Annotated in this window: 16 protein-coding genes; 2 read left to right on the top strand and 14 right to left on the bottom strand. The window is 63.7% G+C overall.

What is annotated here, in order from left to right:
• Positions 1–28: 28 nt before the first annotated feature.
• The 3 genes from arsJ to ACNQ62_RS05535 are packed head-to-tail and all read right to left on the bottom strand — an operon-like array spanning position 29 to position 3,126.
• The gene (arsJ, locus tag ACNQ62_RS05545) at positions 29–1,282 is read right to left on the bottom strand and encodes an organoarsenical effux MFS transporter ArsJ (protein WP_418094384.1); all 1,254 of its coding nucleotides are present in this window, start codon (positions 1,280–1,282) and stop codon (positions 29–31) included.
• Positions 1,279–2,277, bottom strand: coding sequence for an ArsJ-associated glyceraldehyde-3-phosphate dehydrogenase (locus ACNQ62_RS05540; protein ID WP_418094383.1), 999 nt, complete (start codon positions 2,275–2,277; stop codon positions 1,279–1,281). Before ACNQ62_RS05540 ends, arsJ begins: the two co-directional genes overlap by 4 nt.
• Before the next feature lie 6 nt (positions 2,278–2,283).
• Positions 2,284–3,126, bottom strand: coding sequence for a helix-turn-helix domain-containing protein (locus ACNQ62_RS05535; protein ID WP_418094382.1), 843 nt, complete (start codon positions 3,124–3,126; stop codon positions 2,284–2,286).
• Positions 3,127–3,322: 196 nt separating this feature from the next.
• On the opposite strand from ACNQ62_RS05535, the gene ACNQ62_RS05530 reads away from it, so the two are divergent.
• The gene (locus ACNQ62_RS05530; protein ID WP_418094381.1) at positions 3,323–4,126 is read left to right on the top strand and encodes a thioesterase family protein; all 804 of its coding nucleotides are present in this window, start codon (positions 3,323–3,325) and stop codon (positions 4,124–4,126) included.
• Between the two features lie 76 nt (positions 4,127–4,202).
• Here the strand turns inward: ACNQ62_RS05530 and bioB are convergent, their stop codons facing one another.
• The 9 genes from bioB to ACNQ62_RS05485 form a co-directional block, all read right to left on the bottom strand.
• Positions 4,203–5,186, bottom strand: coding sequence for a biotin synthase BioB (gene bioB / locus ACNQ62_RS05525; RefSeq protein WP_005853096.1), 984 nt, complete (start codon positions 5,184–5,186; stop codon positions 4,203–4,205).
• Positions 5,183–5,740 (bottom strand): biotin transporter BioY, encoded by a 558-nt coding sequence (locus ACNQ62_RS05520; protein WP_005853098.1) that lies wholly within the window; start codon positions 5,738–5,740, stop codon positions 5,183–5,185. The genes bioB and ACNQ62_RS05520 overlap by 4 nt, the downstream gene beginning before the upstream one ends.
• 83 nt (positions 5,741–5,823) lie before the next feature.
• On the bottom strand, positions 5,824–6,492 hold the full coding sequence (locus ACNQ62_RS05515) for a GntR family transcriptional regulator (RefSeq protein ID WP_278375376.1): 669 nt from the start codon (positions 6,490–6,492) through the stop codon (positions 5,824–5,826).
• A 45-nt stretch (positions 6,493–6,537) separates the two neighbouring features.
• Entirely contained in the window at positions 6,538–7,461 is a 924-nt protein-coding gene (locus tag ACNQ62_RS05510; RefSeq protein WP_418094380.1) for a nickel/cobalt transporter, read from the bottom strand.
• Complete coding sequence (locus ACNQ62_RS05505; RefSeq protein WP_418094379.1) at positions 7,446–8,096, bottom strand: DUF1007 family protein; 651 nt, start codon at positions 8,094–8,096, stop codon at positions 7,446–7,448. Before ACNQ62_RS05505 ends, ACNQ62_RS05510 begins: the two co-directional genes overlap by 16 nt.
• Before the next feature lie 76 nt (positions 8,097–8,172).
• Positions 8,173–8,907: an ABC transporter permease gene (locus ACNQ62_RS05500; protein ID WP_418094378.1), complete on the bottom strand. Its 735-nt coding sequence runs from the start codon at positions 8,905–8,907 to the stop codon at positions 8,173–8,175.
• Positions 8,904–9,839, bottom strand: coding sequence for an ABC transporter ATP-binding protein (locus tag ACNQ62_RS05495; RefSeq protein WP_418094377.1), 936 nt, complete (start codon positions 9,837–9,839; stop codon positions 8,904–8,906). Before ACNQ62_RS05495 ends, ACNQ62_RS05500 begins: the two co-directional genes overlap by 4 nt.
• Positions 9,836–11,008: an ABC transporter permease gene (locus ACNQ62_RS05490; protein WP_418094376.1), complete on the bottom strand. Its 1,173-nt coding sequence runs from the start codon at positions 11,006–11,008 to the stop codon at positions 9,836–9,838. Before ACNQ62_RS05490 ends, ACNQ62_RS05495 begins: the two co-directional genes overlap by 4 nt.
• An 11-nt stretch (positions 11,009–11,019) precedes the next feature.
• Positions 11,020–11,934, bottom strand: a complete 915-nt coding sequence (locus tag ACNQ62_RS05485) for an ABC transporter substrate-binding protein (RefSeq protein ID WP_168592191.1) — start codon at positions 11,932–11,934, stop codon at positions 11,020–11,022.
• A gap of 208 nt (positions 11,935–12,142) precedes the next feature.
• Here ACNQ62_RS05485 and ampC point away from each other — a divergent pair, with 208 nt between their 5' ends.
• Positions 12,143–13,309: a class C beta-lactamase gene (gene ampC, locus ACNQ62_RS05480; RefSeq protein ID WP_418094375.1), complete on the top strand. Its 1,167-nt coding sequence runs from the start codon at positions 12,143–12,145 to the stop codon at positions 13,307–13,309.
• Positions 13,310–13,342: 33 nt separating this feature from the next.
• Here ampC and ACNQ62_RS05475 read toward each other — a convergent pair whose 3' ends face one another.
• On the bottom strand, positions 13,343–14,503 hold the full coding sequence (locus ACNQ62_RS05475; RefSeq protein WP_418094374.1) for an amidohydrolase: 1,161 nt from the start codon (positions 14,501–14,503) through the stop codon (positions 13,343–13,345).
• Positions 14,504–14,627: 124 nt separating this feature from the next.
• Entirely contained in the window at positions 14,628–15,602 is a 975-nt protein-coding gene (gene ftrA / locus ACNQ62_RS05470) for a transcriptional regulator FtrA (protein ID WP_418094373.1), read from the bottom strand.

Raw genomic sequence — 15,602 nt, 5'->3', positions numbered from 1 at the left:
GCGCGGGGACATCCCCGCGCGCCGCAGTTCATGACGTTTGCGAGGGGCGCAGCTGTGCCGTCCCCAAGGCGCTCAGCGCCAGCATCAGCGCCGCGGTGCCAAGACACAGCGCCAGCCCCCCCAGTTGATAGGTGAAGCCTGACAAAAGCGTGCCTACCAACCGACCGGCCGCGTTGGACATATAGTAGAACCCCACATCCATCGTGACCCGCTTTGCATCCGTGAAGCTGAGGATCAGATAGGAATGAAGCGCCGAATTCACCGCGAAAATTGCCCCGAACACCAGCAAACCGAGGACAATCGTGACCGTCAGCGCGGGGGACGGCGCAGGCGTGATCCAGACCAGCGCGGCCAGCAGGGCAGGCACGACCACCAGCGCAAGGTTCCAGTGGCGGGCCTGCGCGAGCGTTTCGCCCTCGGTCCGGCCTGTGGCCCGCAGTATCTTCGGGGCCCAGCCTTGCACGGCCCCATAGAGGATCGTCCACACCGCCATGAAGCTGCCGATCATAAAGAAAGCCTCCCGCTTGCTTTCGACGCTGCCATCGGAGAGCACGGCATAGAAATAGATCGGGATGCCCACGACAAACCATACGTCGCGCGCCCCGAACAGAAACAGCCGCGCGGCGCTGAGCCAGTTGATATTGCGGTTTTTGGACAGGACTTCGGTGAACTTGGCGTCCTTGCGCCCCACGGGCAGGCCCGCGGGCATACCGATGATGACGCCGATCAGGATCACAAACAGGATCGCCGCCATCACCAACGTCGACGGCACAAACCCCAGCAACGCCAGCATCCCCGCACCCAGCAGAAAGCCAGCGCCCTTGACCGCGTTCTTCGATCCGGTGAGCAGTGCGACCCAGCGGAACAAGCCGCCCCCCGTGGTGGGGGCCAGCAGCTTGACCGCGGATTTAGAGCTCATCTTGGCAAGATCCTTGGCCACGCCTGACAACCCTTGCACCAGCATGACAAAGACGACCGAGGCGGCGACGCTCCATGCCGGATCAAGCTGCGTCAGCGCCAGCAGCGCGACCACTTGCAACGACAGCCCCGCATAGAGCGTCGAGGTCAGTCCGAAGCGCGCCGCGATCCAGCCCGCCGACAGGTTGGTGACCACGCCCGCGATCTCGTAGAGCACAAACAGATAGGCTAGTTGTACCGGAGAGAACCCGAGCGTGTGAAAATGCAGCAGCACCAGCATCCGCAGCGCGCCGTCGGTCAGCATAAAGGCCCAATAGGCGGCGGTGACAGTGATATAGGCGGTAAAACCGGCAGGGCGTGTCACAGCTTGCCGCCCACCATCAGCGCCACATCCACTAGACGGTGCGCATAGCCCATTTCATTGTCATACCACGCATAGACTTTGACCTGCGTGCCATTCACCACCATCGTCGATGGCGCATCCACGATCCCGCTGCGGGTGTCATTGGTGTAATCCGACGACACGAGCGGGCGTTCCTCAAAGCCCAGAATGCCCTTTAGCGGCCCCTCGGCGGCGGTTTTGAACAGGGCGTTGACCTCTTCCACACTCGTCTCACGCTCCACCTCGAACACGCAATCGGTGATCGACGCATTCAGCAGGGGCACCCGCACGGCGTGGCCGTTCAGCTTGCCGGTCAGCTCCGGATAGATCAGCGTGATCGCCGTGGCCGACCCTGTGGTGGTGGGGATCAGGTTGGTCAGCGCCGATCGGGCGCGGCGCATGTCCTTGGCGGGGCGGTCCACGATGGTTTGCGTGTTGGTCACGTCATGGATCGTGGTGATCGACCCGTGTTTGATCCCGATCCCTTCCAGCAGCACTTTGACGACGGGGGCGAGGCAGTTGGTGGTGCAGCTCGCCGCGGTGACGATGCTGTGCGTGGCTGGATCATAGGTGTCGTCGTTCACGCCATAGACGATATTCGCCGTCGGCCCGTCCTTGACGGGGGCAGAGACAACAACCTTTTTCACGCCCGCCTCGAAATAGGGGGCAAGCTTGGCTTCGGTCTTGAACGCACCGGTGCAGTCGATCACCACATCCACACCGTCCAGCGGGAGGTCTGTGATCGATTTGGTGCTGGTCACGGGGATACGCGTGCCATCGATGGTGATCGCGTTATCCTCTGCGCTGAAGGTCGCAGGCCAGCGCCCGTGGACGGAATCAAACTCCAGCAGATGGGCGTGCATCTCGGGGTCGCCAACCGCGTCGTTGATAAAGGCGATCTTGGCCCCCTGTTCCAGCAAGGGCCGCAGGGCGAGTTTTCCGATGCGGCCAAGGCCGTTCAAAGCATAGGTTGTCATGGTGGTTTATCCTGTGGTCACTGGGTCGGCCCCGATGGCATCGACCCGTTTTTGCAAGGCAGCGCGGTCCAGCGCGTCGAAAGGCAGGGCGGTAAAGGCCAGCAGCCGGTTGTGCAGCGCGCCATATGTCTGTTGGAAGGCCAGCCGGCGTTCCGCTTCTGTCCCTTCGGCTTTGACGGGATCGGGCATGCCCCAATGCCCCGACACGGGCTGGCCGGGCCAGGTGGGACATTCCTCGTTTGCGGCGTGGTCACAGACGGTAAAGACGAAATCCATCTGCGGCGCATCGGCGGTCTGGAATTCAGAGATATGTTTGGACCGCAGCGCGTCGATGCTGTGGCCCTTGGCTTGCAGCATCTCGACCGCAAGGGGGTTAAGCTCGGACCGGGGCAGGGTGCCCGCGGAATAGGCGGTGAACCGGTCGCCCGCCATGTCCCGCAGGATCGTCTCTGCAAAGATGGAGCGGGCGGAATTGCCGGTACATACGAAAAGCACGTTGAACTTTGTCTGGGTCATCATCTGCGTCCTGTTAATGAGGTCAGAGAACGGGGGCGGGCAGAGATCAGCGCGCCCCCGACAACAATCCACGAACAACCCCGATACGACCTCGCCCGCCGCATCAAGGTTGACGGTATACAAGAGCCGCGTCCCGTCGCGCCGCTGCGAGATCAGCCCGACTTGCGTCAGCGCCGACAGATATACCGACGCCGTGCTGGATTTCAGGGCCAACACCTGCGCGATTTCCCCCGCAGGCAAGGCATCGGGATAGCGCCGCATCAGCAGGCGAAACACGGCCAGCCGCTGCGGGTGGCTTAAGGTGGCGAGTCGATCTGTGAGTAGTGATTCCATATTTCATGAATATGTGAATTACACATTGAGCGTCAACAGCTCTATTCGATCCCGCCAAAGGTTTTTTTGCCGCGGGGCCGCATTTCGGGTGACGTGGCGTTTCAGGGGCGGGGTGTCTTGCGCGCCCTTGGCTTTGCGGGCATCGATTGGGCTGCAGCGCGTCCGCGCGCGGTGACAGACGTATAAAGGACCCGACATGACAGACGTGACCCTGGCCGAGGTATTGGCCACAGCAGAGCAGGACGGCACCGCGCCGCGCTATCAGGTGCCAGAGAACTGGGCGCAGGGGCGTACGGCCTTTGGCGGATTTACCGGTGCCTTGCTGGTCAATGCGGCCCGTCGGGACCGCCCCGATCTGCCCGCGCTGCGGTCTGCGCTGATCAACTTTACCGCGCCCGTGTCGCAGCCGCCCACGATCCATGCCGAAGTGCTGCGCGAAGGGCGCAACATCACCACCATTGCCACCCGCGCTGAAATCGACGGCAAGGTCGCGGCAACGGGCACGTTTTCTTTCGGCCATGCGCAGGAAAGTCAGTTGAACGTCGGCCATACCGCGCCCGATGCCCCCCAAGGGCCGGACGACACGCCCTCATACTTCCCGCCCGCATTGAAACGCCCGCCGGTACGGTTCTTTGTCAACTTCGAGGTCAAACTGATCGAGGGCAGCCTGCCGTTCTCTGGTGCCGATCGCGGCTATGTCCGGATCTGGGCGCGGCACCGTGATCCGGCGATGTGGGGGACGCTTGAAGGGCTGATCGCGATTGGCGACGTGCTGCCCCCTGCGGCCTTCCCGATGATGACGCGACCGGGGCCGAATTCATCAATGAACTGGATCATCAACCTGCTGTCCGATCACGCCAATACCCGCGACGGCTGGTATATGATGGAGACACAGCTGACCGCCGGTAACGGCGGCTATAGCTCTCAGGTCATGCGGGTCTGGAATACCGATGGGGATATGGTCGCAGACGGCATGCAGTCGGTGATCATCTTCGCCTGACGCCACGCTGTCGTCCGATATGAGAAGCCCGGCCCGAGGATATCAGGCCGGGCTTTTGCACGTGTCAGGGGCGGATCTACTGCGCCGCGATCTTGGCCGATCTGGACGCGGGCTTGGCCGGTGCCACATGCATGCCGAGCCGTTGCAGCAGGTCGTTGTCTTTCCACGTGGCGGGGTTTTCGGTGGTCAGCAGCTGGTTGCCCACAAAGATCGAATTCGCCCCCGCCAGAAAGCACAGCGATTGCAGCTCGTCACTCATCCCGGTGCGCCCTGCGGAGAGACGCACGACCGAGGCGGGCATCAGGATACGCGCCAAGGCCACGAGCCGGACCAGCGCAAAAGGGTCGACCTTTTCGGATTTTCCCTGCACGGGCACGCCTTTGACCGCGTTCCATAGGTTCACCGGCACGCTGTCTGGGTGGCTGGGCAGCGTGGCGAGGGTGACCAGCATGCTGATCCGGTCCGCCTCTGCCTCGCCCATCCCAAGGATACCGCCGCAGCAGACCTTGATCCCGCCCTTGCGCACATGTTCCACCGTTTCAAGGCGGTCTTCCATCGTGCGGGTCGAGGCGATCTCGGCGTAATACTCGGGCGAGGTATCGATGTTGTGGTTGTAGAAATCGAGCCCGGCATCCTTAAGTTTGGTCACCTGTTCGGGCGACAGCATCCCCAGCGTCATGCAGGTTTCGAGCCCCAGATCGGCCACGCCGCGCACCATATCGGTCAGCTTGTCCATGTCGCGGTCCTTGGGGCTGCGCCATGCAGCCCCCATGCAGAACCGCTGTGCGCCCGCGTCCTTGGCGCGTTTGGCAGCGGCGATGACCTCTTCCGCGCCCATCAGCTTGGTCGCTTTGACGCCGGTGTCGTAATGCGCCGATTGCGAACAATAGCCGCAATCCTCGGGGCAGCCGCCGGTCTTGATGCTCAGCAGGCTGGCAGTTTCGATCGCCGTGGGGTCGAAATGCGCACGGTGCAGCGTTTGCGCCTGATGGATCAGGTCGGGGAAGGGCAGCGCGTGGATCGCTGCCGCTTCGTCAAGGGTCCAGTCTGTACGGATCATTGATCACGCCCTTTCAGCCGCGACAGGCCCGACAGCAGTGTCGCCACCAGCAGCACCTTAACCACATCACCCAGCAGGAAAGGGGTCAGCCCTGCGGCCAGCAGCTTGGGCGCGGGCACGAACAGCGCCAGCCACGCCAGACCACCGGCATAGACCACGGTCAGCCCCGCCAGCATCGCCAGCACGCGCCCGATCCAGCCGCGCCCCATCGCCAGCCAGCCGGTCAGCCCTGCCGCCACAAGGTAGCCCAGCAGATAGCCGCCCGTCGGCCCGACCATATAGCTAAGCCCGATGCCGCGTTCAGGCGTGCCCGAAAACACCGGAAGCCCCGCCGCACCGGCTCCAAGATAGGCCGCCATCGCCGCCAGCCCCAGACGCGGCCCAAGGGTGAGGGCGACAAGAAAGACCGATAGCGTGTGCAGGGTCATGGGCACTGGCCAGAACGGGATCTGGACCTTGGCCCCCAGCGTGATCAGCGCGGCACCGGCCAGCGCGAGGCCAAGCCCCTGCGCGAAGGACGGGTTACGGGGTAGGGATGTAATCGCAAGTGCCATCTGGTTTCCTCCGAGTGATAGCTTTCAAGGTCTATCCCAGTAGGACGAAGGACGCGCCTTCTGGCAATTCAGATTATAGATAATTATCTGAAAAACTCGGAAGTGCCTGAGCCGATTTGATTTTTTAGGGTGCGACTGCGCTTGCCGATCCACCCCACATGGCGCGAGAGCGTGGTGCAGGCCAGATCCACCTGACCTTTGCGCAGCGCGTCGAGGATCAGGCGGTGGTCGTGATCGGTGCGGGCTTCCCAATTTGTCCGCCATGCCCGCAGAATGAACCGCGCGCTTGCCGCTTGCAGGTCGTCAATCGACCGCATCAGCCGCGGCATCTGGCAGGGTTCCAGAATTAATCTGTGAAAACAGCGGTTTGCCTCTTCCCATTCATGTACATTCTGGGCGCTGTCGCCTTGTAGGTTGGCCTTATGCGCCTTGGCGAGGATATCGGGCGTCAGGTTGGGTGCGGCGTGCCGCAGGGCGAGCGCTTCGAGGCTGGCGCGCATTTCAGCGACTTCCCGCAGCTCTGCCATATCGAAGAAAGTGACGCGAAATCCGCGTCTTGGCAGGCTTTCTGCAAGTGATTGCGTTTCTAGCAGGCGGAAGGCTTCGCGCACGGGCACATGGCTTGCGCCGAATTCTTGCGCGATGTGGTCTTGCCGCAACCGCGCGCCCGGAGCCAACTGCCCCGAGATGATGCGGTCGGCCAATATGCGCGCGATCCGGGCGGAGTGGGTCTCTGATCTAGGTTGGGTCATAGATTATAGATAGTTTTGGCCGCCCCGCTTGTCGAGCGGGTAAACTCAGATCGCCCGCAGCAGCAATCCGCCCGCCAACAGGGCCACACCAAGCCCCGCGGCAAGCTCGATCAGGGCGGCGATCTGGGCTGCACGGGGGGTACTGGCCCATCCGGCAAGCACGCCGCCGCGCAACGCGCCGGCCCCCAGCCCCACGGCGATCGTGATGGTCGCCGTGCCAAAGGCCATCGCAAAAGCACCGGCAATCCCGACGCCCGCGATCCCCATCTGAAGCGTGATGATCAGCACGAACAACGCCCCCGTACAGGGCCGCACCGCGATAGATCCGATCAGCAGCAGCGTCTCGCGCAGGGTGGTTGCCTGTCGAACCTGTTCAGCGGTGGGGCCATGCGCGTGGCCACAGGTGGCGCAGATACCGTCGTGGTCGTGATGATGGTGATCGTGGTGATGGTGGTGATGATCATGCGGCGTGGGAAGCGTCGCGCGGAAATGGCGCAGGCCCCGCCAGAACAGCCACAGCCCGACACAGGCAATCGCGCCATAGCTGACGGGGGCCATAATCGCCTCTGTCAGCGAGATCATACGCTCGCGCCCCAAGTGCAGCAGGCTCACGCCGGTATAGACCAGAGCTACCGCCGTCACAGCCTGACCCAGCGACGACAGTAGCGCGATCACCGACAGACGCAGCATCGGCACAGCCTTGGCCGCGCCATAGCCGCCGATCAACACCTTGCCGTGACCGGGGCCTGCGGCATGCACCACGCCATAGGCGAAACAGGCGGACAGCAGGGCGGTTACCGCCTCTAGCTGGCCCGCACGCACAGCACGAAGCGAGAGGGCGATGCTGTTTTGAAACGCGCGTTGATGCGCCGCAGCCCATTGCGCCAGCCGGTCAAAGCCGCCGGTCCACCACAGCGCGGCAAGGGCGATGACCACGCCCAAGGCGATCACGGTCAGGGCGCGGCGCATGTCACATTCACCGTCGGGGCCATTTGCGCGCCGATATCCGGCAGACCCGCGTCGGAAGGATCGGTCTGGGCATCCAGCTGGGCAAGCTGTTGTTGCAGTGCCTCCATCGTGGCGGTGACGTCGGGCATGGCGACACGGGCGCTACAGGTCGGCGCGCGCGTGGTGTCTATTGCAGTCGTGATATCATAGGCGGTGTAATAGGTCGCATCATAGGGTTTGATCGTGATCGCTGTCCCGGCGGGGATTGCGGTTTCCAGCGCACGGGTGTGCATCGTGGTGATCTGTCCGTTATCAAACTGCGTCGCAATCTCGGTCGGGCCGGACAGCGCGATGGTGTTCGCCTCGGTGCTGATAACCAGATCGCCGTTGAACCCGTCGACCCACTGCATGTCAAAGCCGTTGAGCGTCGCAAGCTCCGTTTCCGTGAGCGCCCCGTCGCCGTCGGCATCAAGGCCCATATCCTCGGTCACCAGCAGTGAATAGAGCGCGTCATATTGCCAGGTCACCCGTACATGGGTCAGTTGCCCTTGATCATCGGCGACAAGCGAGAGCTGCGTGTCGATAAACACATGGGGGTGCGCGGCCAGCGGCGCGGCCCAGAGGGTGAGGATAAAGGGGGCAAGCTGTCGGATCATAGGCGTGTGATACAAGTCTTGGACAGGGGGCGCAATTGCGCGGGCGGCGGATCGGCGCGCTTCCACTCGGCGCGGTTTACCCACCCATGCGACGGCTCAGGTAGCGTTCAAGCTGGGCCATCGCATCATAGATAAGCACCGCAAAAAGGCCCACGATCAACCCGCCCTGCAGCACATAGGCGGTGTTGTTGGTCAGCAACCCGGCGATGATGACTTCGCCCAGGGTGCGTGCGGCAACGGTGGAGCCGATGGTGGCGGTGCCAAGGGCGATGACGACGGACAGGCGGATGCCGGTCAGGATCACGGGCAGGGCGAGGGGAAGCTCCACCCGCGACAGGCGTTGCCAGCGGTTCAGCCCCATGCCGCGTGCGGCCTCCATCGTGGCGGGGGGCAGGGTCGTCAGGGCGGTGATCGCGTTCTCGAAGATCGGGAGCAGCCCATAAAGAAACAGCGCCACCAGCGTCGGCCCCGCCCCGAACCCCAAGGCAGGCACGGCAAGCGCCAGCACCGCGACAGGGGGGAAGGTCTGACCGATGTTGGTGATCGTGCGCGACAGCGGCAGGAAGGACGCGCCCACAGGACGGGTGACAAAGATCGCCAGCGTCACCGCCACCAGCGTCGCCGCAACAGAGGCAAGGGCCACCAGCCCGAGATGGCTGAGCGAGAGCGACAGCAAAGAGCTGCGCGCGTAAATGACCGGACCACCAGCCGGGGCCAGCGGCGCAAAGAGCGGCGCGAACCAATCGGGCCGTAGCACCAGAGCGAGCAACAGCGCCAGCAAACCGGCGCGTAGCAGATTGCCCGCTGTCATGCGTGCACCTCGGCGCGGGCGCGGATCGCGTCCAGCGTCACGCGGCCGATGATCTTGCCCTTATCGGTGATCGGCACGGCGCTGCGCCCTGTCCACAGGCAGGCCGACAGCGCGTCGCGCAGATTTGCCTCGCGGTGCAGGGGCGCGCCGTTGGCGGGACCGTCCTCCATCACCTCAGCCAGCGGGGTGAGGGAAAGCAGCCGCAGCGGGCGTTCAACATCGCCCACCATATCGGCCACAAAATCACTCGCGGGGTGGGTGATGATCTCTGCCGGGGTGGCATGTTGCACCAGCTTGCCGCCATCCATTACCGCCACGCGGTCGCCCAGACGAATGGCTTCCTCCATATCATGGGTCACGAGGATGATGGTGGAGCCGAGCGCCTGCTGGATGCGGCGCAGATCCTCTTGCGCGCGGGTGCGGATGATCGGGTCGAGCGCGCCAAAGGGTTCATCCATCAGGATCAGATCAGGGCGCGAGGCCAGAGCCCGTGCCACGCCGACACGTTGTTGTTGCCCGCCCGACAGTTCAGAGGGGTAGCGTTGGCGGAATTCTTGTGGTGCCATCGAGAAGAGATCAAGCAGTTCGTCCACGCGGGCGTCGATCTTGTCACGGGTCCAGCCCAGCAGTTGCGGCACCGCGCCGATATTGCGCGCGACCGTGTGATGCGGGAACAGCCCGTGCCCCTGAATGGCATATCCGATCCGCCGCCGCAGGATATGCGGTTTGACGTCGAGTGTTGATTGTCCGTTGATCCGCACCTCTCCCGAGGTGGGCTCTTCCAGCCGGTTGATCAGCCGCAAAAGCGTTGTCTTGCCCGAACCGGATGTGCCCACAATTACGGTGATCGTGCCGGTATCAATGGTCATCGACACGCCGTCGACGGCGCGGGCGCTGTCGTAGATTTTGGTGATATTGTCGATCTCTATCATGGTGTCTCCTTGGGGAGGCGGCGGGTCAGGTCGACCAGAATATCCATCACGATGGCCGCCGTCAGGGCCAGCGCGACCGTGGGCAGCGCGCCCAGCAGGATCAGGTCTGTCGCGGTCTGGTTCAGCCCTTGGAACACGAATGTGCCAAAGCCGCCGCCGCCGATCAGCCCCGCGATGACCGCCAGCCCGATGTTTTGGACCAGCACGATGCGCAGCCCGGTCAGGATCACGGGCAGGCCAATGGGCAGTTCCACGCGCCACAGGCGTTGCGCCGCTGTCATGCCGATCCCGCGCGCGGCGTTCAGGGCTTGCGGCGGCGTGGCGGCCAGTCCGGCCACGGTGTTTCCCACGACGGGCAGCAGCGAATAGAGCACCAGTGCGACAAAGGCCGGTGCAAATCCGATGCCCGCGATGCCAATGCTGCGCGCACCGGGCACGGTGGCACCGACCCAGCCCAGCAGGGGGATCATCAGCCCGAACATGGCGAGCGAGGGGATGGTTTGCAGAAAGCTCAGCACCGGCAGGATCGCGCTGCGCAGCGCGGGCTTGCGGTGGCTCAGAACGCCGATGGGAAAGCCGATCAGCCCCGCCATGCCAAGCGACCCGAAGGCCAGCCACAGGTGACGCGTCGCCTCGGACGCGAAGGCGTCACGGCGCGCGGCAAATTCCTGCATCACCGACAGCGGTGCCAGCGCGCCAGAGCCGAGCATGACGGACATGGCACCCAGCACCGTTGTCAGCAACAGTGCGCGCTGAAAGGGCCCCGGTTTCATCGCAGTGATCGCATCGGCCATGAGCAGGGCAAAGATCACCAGCAAGCACCAGAACCCCGCCGCCGGAGAGACCCTTGCGTAATCGCCCGCGCCCTCCAGCAGCGCTGGCGCGCCCTGGACGAGAAGCCACAGCAACCCCGCCAGCCCCACAAGCGGCCCCGCCAGACGCAGTCCCACGTGTCTTGCAGGCAGGCCCAACGCCAGCCCCGCCACGATCGCTGCCAATCCGGGGATCGTCTGCGATACGGGGACCGCCGCCCAGATCGGCACCGCGTCCCCCGCCACGATGCGGTTTGCGGCCAGCGTCATAAAGGGGGCCAGCATCGCTGCGGCCCCCAGAACGGCAAATAGAACCCCCGGCGCGGATAGCCGCGCCCGAGAGGTCTGCAAGGACATCGTGCCCCGGATCAGTCCAGCACCCCGGCTTGGGTGAGGTAATCACGGGCCACGGCCTCTGCCGGTTCACCGCCAACCTGAATCCGCCCGTTGAGCTTTTGCAGCGTCGCCATGTCCAACCCCTCGAAAATGGGGTTCAGCACCTCGGGGATCGACGGGTATTCGGCCAGTACCTCGGCGCGGACGATGGGGGCGGGCTCGTAGACGGGCTGCACGCCTTTGTCATCCTCCATCACCACCAGACCTGTGGCCCCGACACCGCCGTCGGTGCCATAGACCATCGCGGCGTTCACACCCGATGTGCCGCGTGCGGCGGCCTGGATCGTGGCCGCTGTATCACCGCCGGACAGGATCACCGTCTGGTCCGCGTTCAGTTCAAACCCGTAGGTGTCCTGCATCGCGGGCAGCACCGCGGGGGAGGACACAAACTCGGTCGAGGCCGCGAGCTTGACCGTGCCACCCTGCGCGACCCATGCGCCGAAATCGGACATGGTGGTCAGGTTGTTGTCTTGCGCCACGGGGCCGGTCACCGCGATAGCCCATGTGTTATTGGCAGGGGCCGAGGTCAGCCATGTGACATCGTTTTGCGCGGCGTCAAGCTCGGCCGCGCGGGCGTGTGCGGCTTCGGCGTCTTTCCACACGTCGCTGTCTGCTTCGTTAAAAAAGAAGGCCGCGTTGCCGGTGTATTCGGGGTAAATGTCGATCTGGCCGGACAGCAGCGCCTCGCGGACAACCTGCGTGCCGCCCAGTTGCAGGCGGCGTTCGACAGGCAGGCCCGCGTCCTCGAGCGCAAGGGCGATGACATTGCCCAACAGCCCGCCTTCTGTGTCGATCTTGGACGATACGGTGATGTCGGCGGCCGCGGCCGAGGCGAGTGCCGCGGTAAGGGTGGCGGCGGATACGGTGATACGAAGGGAATTTTTCATGAGATGCAGGCTCCTTGGCGTAAAAAGTGACTGGTTTGCACAACTTGGGGATCAAAGTAGCGGGCCAAGCCGGGAAGCCAAGGGAAATTACTGCGAAAGCGGCAAGCGGCGGGGCGCGCACCGGTCCGTCCGCGCATTTTCGCATTTGTGCATCGAAGGCGTGCCGCTTAATGACGTCGGCAACACCCATAAATAGGTCGAAGCAGATATGAAATTCCCCAACCTCGCGCTGGCAGTCGTGCTGTCGGTCCCCTTTGCTCTTCCCGCGTCGCTGTTCGCACAAAGCGCAACGAGCGAGCAGATTGTCGAGATCGCAGGTGCCAGCTTTGCGCCGGTAATCGAGCAGTATCGAATCCCCGGATTGGTCGTGGGCATCACCTGGCAGGGGCAGCATAACTTCTATGCGACGGGTGTGGCGGCGCGCAAAGGCAATGTCGCGGCGACGCCGGATACGATCTTTGAACTCGGGTCGATCAGCAAGATTTTCACCGCGACGTTGGCCGCATTGGCTGAAGACCGCGGTATGCTTGATCTGGATGCGCCTGTGTCGGACAGCATACCCCAGCTTGAGGGGGCCGCTTTCGGCGCGATAAGGCTGGTTGATCTATCCACCCATGTCACCGGTGGCTTGCCGCTTCAGGTCCCCGGCGAGGTGGGCAATGCGCCCGAGCTGATCCGCTGGCTAGAGGGCTGGCAACCGCCGCAACCGGGGACACGCAGCTATTCCAACGTCAGCATCGGCTTGCTGGGGCATATCACGGCACAGACCATGGGTATGTCCTTTGCCCAAGCGGCTCAGGATGTGCTGTTTCCCGCGATGCGGCTTGGCAGCACCTATGTCGACGTGCCGGATGACGCGATGGATCGCTATGCCTTTGGCTATGACCGCAAGACGGATGCGCCCATTCGCGTTAACCCCGGCGTGTTGGCAGATGAAGCCTATGGGGTGAAATCGACCGCCCGCGATATGCTGCGCCTGCTGGATCTGGAGCTGGGCCGCGGTGGCGCAGATCCCGCGCTGACCGCAGCGCTTGAACGCACACGGCAGGGGCAGGCAGAGACGGCCTATTACACCCAAGACATGATATGGGAGCAGTACCCTTGGCCTGTCGAGGTCGCCAGAATGGAGGCGGGCAACGGTTATGACTTTATCCTGTCGCCCCAGCCCGCGACCCGCTTGGCCCTACCATTGCCGCCGCAGCGCGATGTGATCCTGAACAAGACCGGCGCGACCAACGGGTTCGGTGGCTATGTCGCGCTGCTACCGGGGCAAGACCTTGGGATCGTTGTGCTTGCCAACCGCAACTACCCGAACGAGGCGCGGGTCCGTGCGACCCATGCGCTGATCACCGATTTGCTGGCGACGCAGGACTAGCGGGCTTGGGCGGCGCGTTCAGAAGGGGGCGGGTTACGCCGTCCCCAGAAGATCTCGGGCGATGCGGTCAAAGATCCCGCTGCCGATGGGGATAAGGTCATCGGGGAAGTCATAGTCGGGGTTGTGCAGGGCCGCGTGATCCTCCCCCGGTCCGAGACACAGCATTGCGGCTTTGGCCCCCCAGCCGAATACGCCGAAATCCTCCGACGCGCGCATGGGTACGTTTTCCTCGCCAAAAGGCACGCCGATCGCCTCCATCGCTTTGGTCGCTACGGCATAGGCGTCTGCGTCATTGATCGAAGCGGCGAAATGGTCATGCACCTCGAAAGAGACGCCAAGACCGTATTCAGCGGCAATCGTTGATGCGAGATCGCGCGCGGCGGCCTCAAGGCTTTCCAGCCCCGCATCGCCGGCGGTGCGCAGAGTGGCAAACACCTCTGCCGCACCCGGCGCGATGCCGAAAGTCGGCTCTCCTATAGTGGCGTGGGTGACGGTGACCAGCCGGAAGTCGTCGTTGCGCGGGCCGCCGTCGCCGTGGCCCAGATCATCCAGCGCGGGGATAAGCCGTGCCACCGCGAGCGCGGGCGATTCCCCGTCTTGCGGGTCGGCGGCATGGGCCGTTTTCCCGCTGAGCTTGACCTTGAGCCCCATCGACGCGCAGTTGATCAGCCCCACGCGGGTGGAGACAAAGCCGAAGGGGCTGCCCGGTTCATTGTGGATCGCAAAGGCCCAATCCGGTTTGATCGCATCGAAAGCGGGATCGCTGACCACCGCTTTGGCCCCGCTGCCGTCCTCTTCCGCGGGTTGGAACATCAGCACCACGCGCCCCGTGGCAACCGGTTTGCGCGCGATCATGCGCCCCAAAGCCAGCAGCATCGTCATATGACCATCGTGGCCGCACACGTGGCTTTTGCCCGCAACCTCGGACAACCAGGCGATATCGCTGTTGCGTTCCTCTATCGGCAGGGCGTCAAGCTCGGCGCGGAACAGGACCGTCGGGCCAGCCGTGCCGCTGTCGAACACCGCCGCGACGCCGTGCCCCCCAAGACCTGTCAGGATGCGGGTGGGCGACAGGGGCTTTAGCGCGTGAACGATGGTCTTTACGGTCTCTACCTCTTCGCCAGAGACTTCTGGATGGCGATGCAGCGCGCGGCGAAATTCGGTCAGTTCCACAAGATCACTATTGGTCAACATAAAACGCGACGCCTTCTGCTTCGGGGTTTTCTGGTATGTTAGGTCAAAGCCTTAGCAAACGCGACGGGTGCAGTGTAGGCGCGTTTGTGCGGGCGGTGCGGGAAACCGAGCGTAGGGTTCGGGGCTAGGCGGCAGCCCCGAACCTTTCACGATACCGGATCGGAGGGACGCCCATCAGTTTGCGGAAATCGCGGCGAAAACTCTCGGCCGAGCCGAAGCCGCAGACCTCTGATATATCGGCCAGCGGGATGGCGCTATTTTCCAGCAGTTCAGCGGCGCGGGACACCCGTTCAAGCTTGAGCCAGTTGAGGGGGGTGTCGCCTGTCTCTTCGCGGAACCGGCGGGCCAGCGTGCGCCCGCTGGTGGCGGCGGTTTGTGCCATACGCGCCATCGGCCAGTCCTCGTCGAGTGTGGCGCGGATCATATCCTGTAGCGCTGCAAGATCCGACCCCATCCGCGCCTTGGGCTCGGGGCGGGGCACGAACTGACGCTGCCCGCCATCGCGTTGTGCGGGAAGGACAAGCCGGCGGGCAACAGACGCAGCGACCTGCGCGCCGTGATCCTGCCGAATGATATGCAGCCCCAGATCCAGCCCCGCCGCCGATCCGGCCGAGGTGAAAATTCGGTCGTCTTCCACGAATAACACGTCAGGGTCCACGGATATGTCAGGGTAGCGCGCGGCCAGCTTATCGGTGTAGCGCCAATGGGTTGTGGCGCTTTTGCCTGTCAGCAGCCCCGCCGCGGCCAAAACAAAGACACCGGAACAGATCGACGCGATCCGTGCGCCTTGAGCATAGGCGTCTTGCAAGGCGGCGCATAGCGCGGGCGGGATAGGGGCATCGGCACCGCGCCAGCCTGGCACGATGATCAGGCTGGCTTGCCGCAGCAGATCAAGATCCTCCTGCGCCTCGATCGTGATGCCGCCCGTGGCACGGATCGGACCGGGTTCGGCCTTAACGGTCGCATAGCGATACCAATCCGCGAACTCGGGTCGGGGCAGGGCGAAAAGCTCTACCGCGATGCCGAATTCGAAGGTGCACAGCCCGTCATAGGCAAGCGCACAGACCAAGGGGGCGTTTCGGGGCGCAATTTGGGACAT

Origin of the sequence: Sulfitobacter sp. SBS6, from assembly GCF_048285585.1 — a bacterium.
Taxonomy (GTDB): domain Bacteria; phylum Pseudomonadota; class Alphaproteobacteria; order Rhodobacterales; family Rhodobacteraceae; genus Sulfitobacter; species Sulfitobacter pontiacus.
This window is presented reverse-complemented; position numbering and strand designations above follow the sequence as displayed.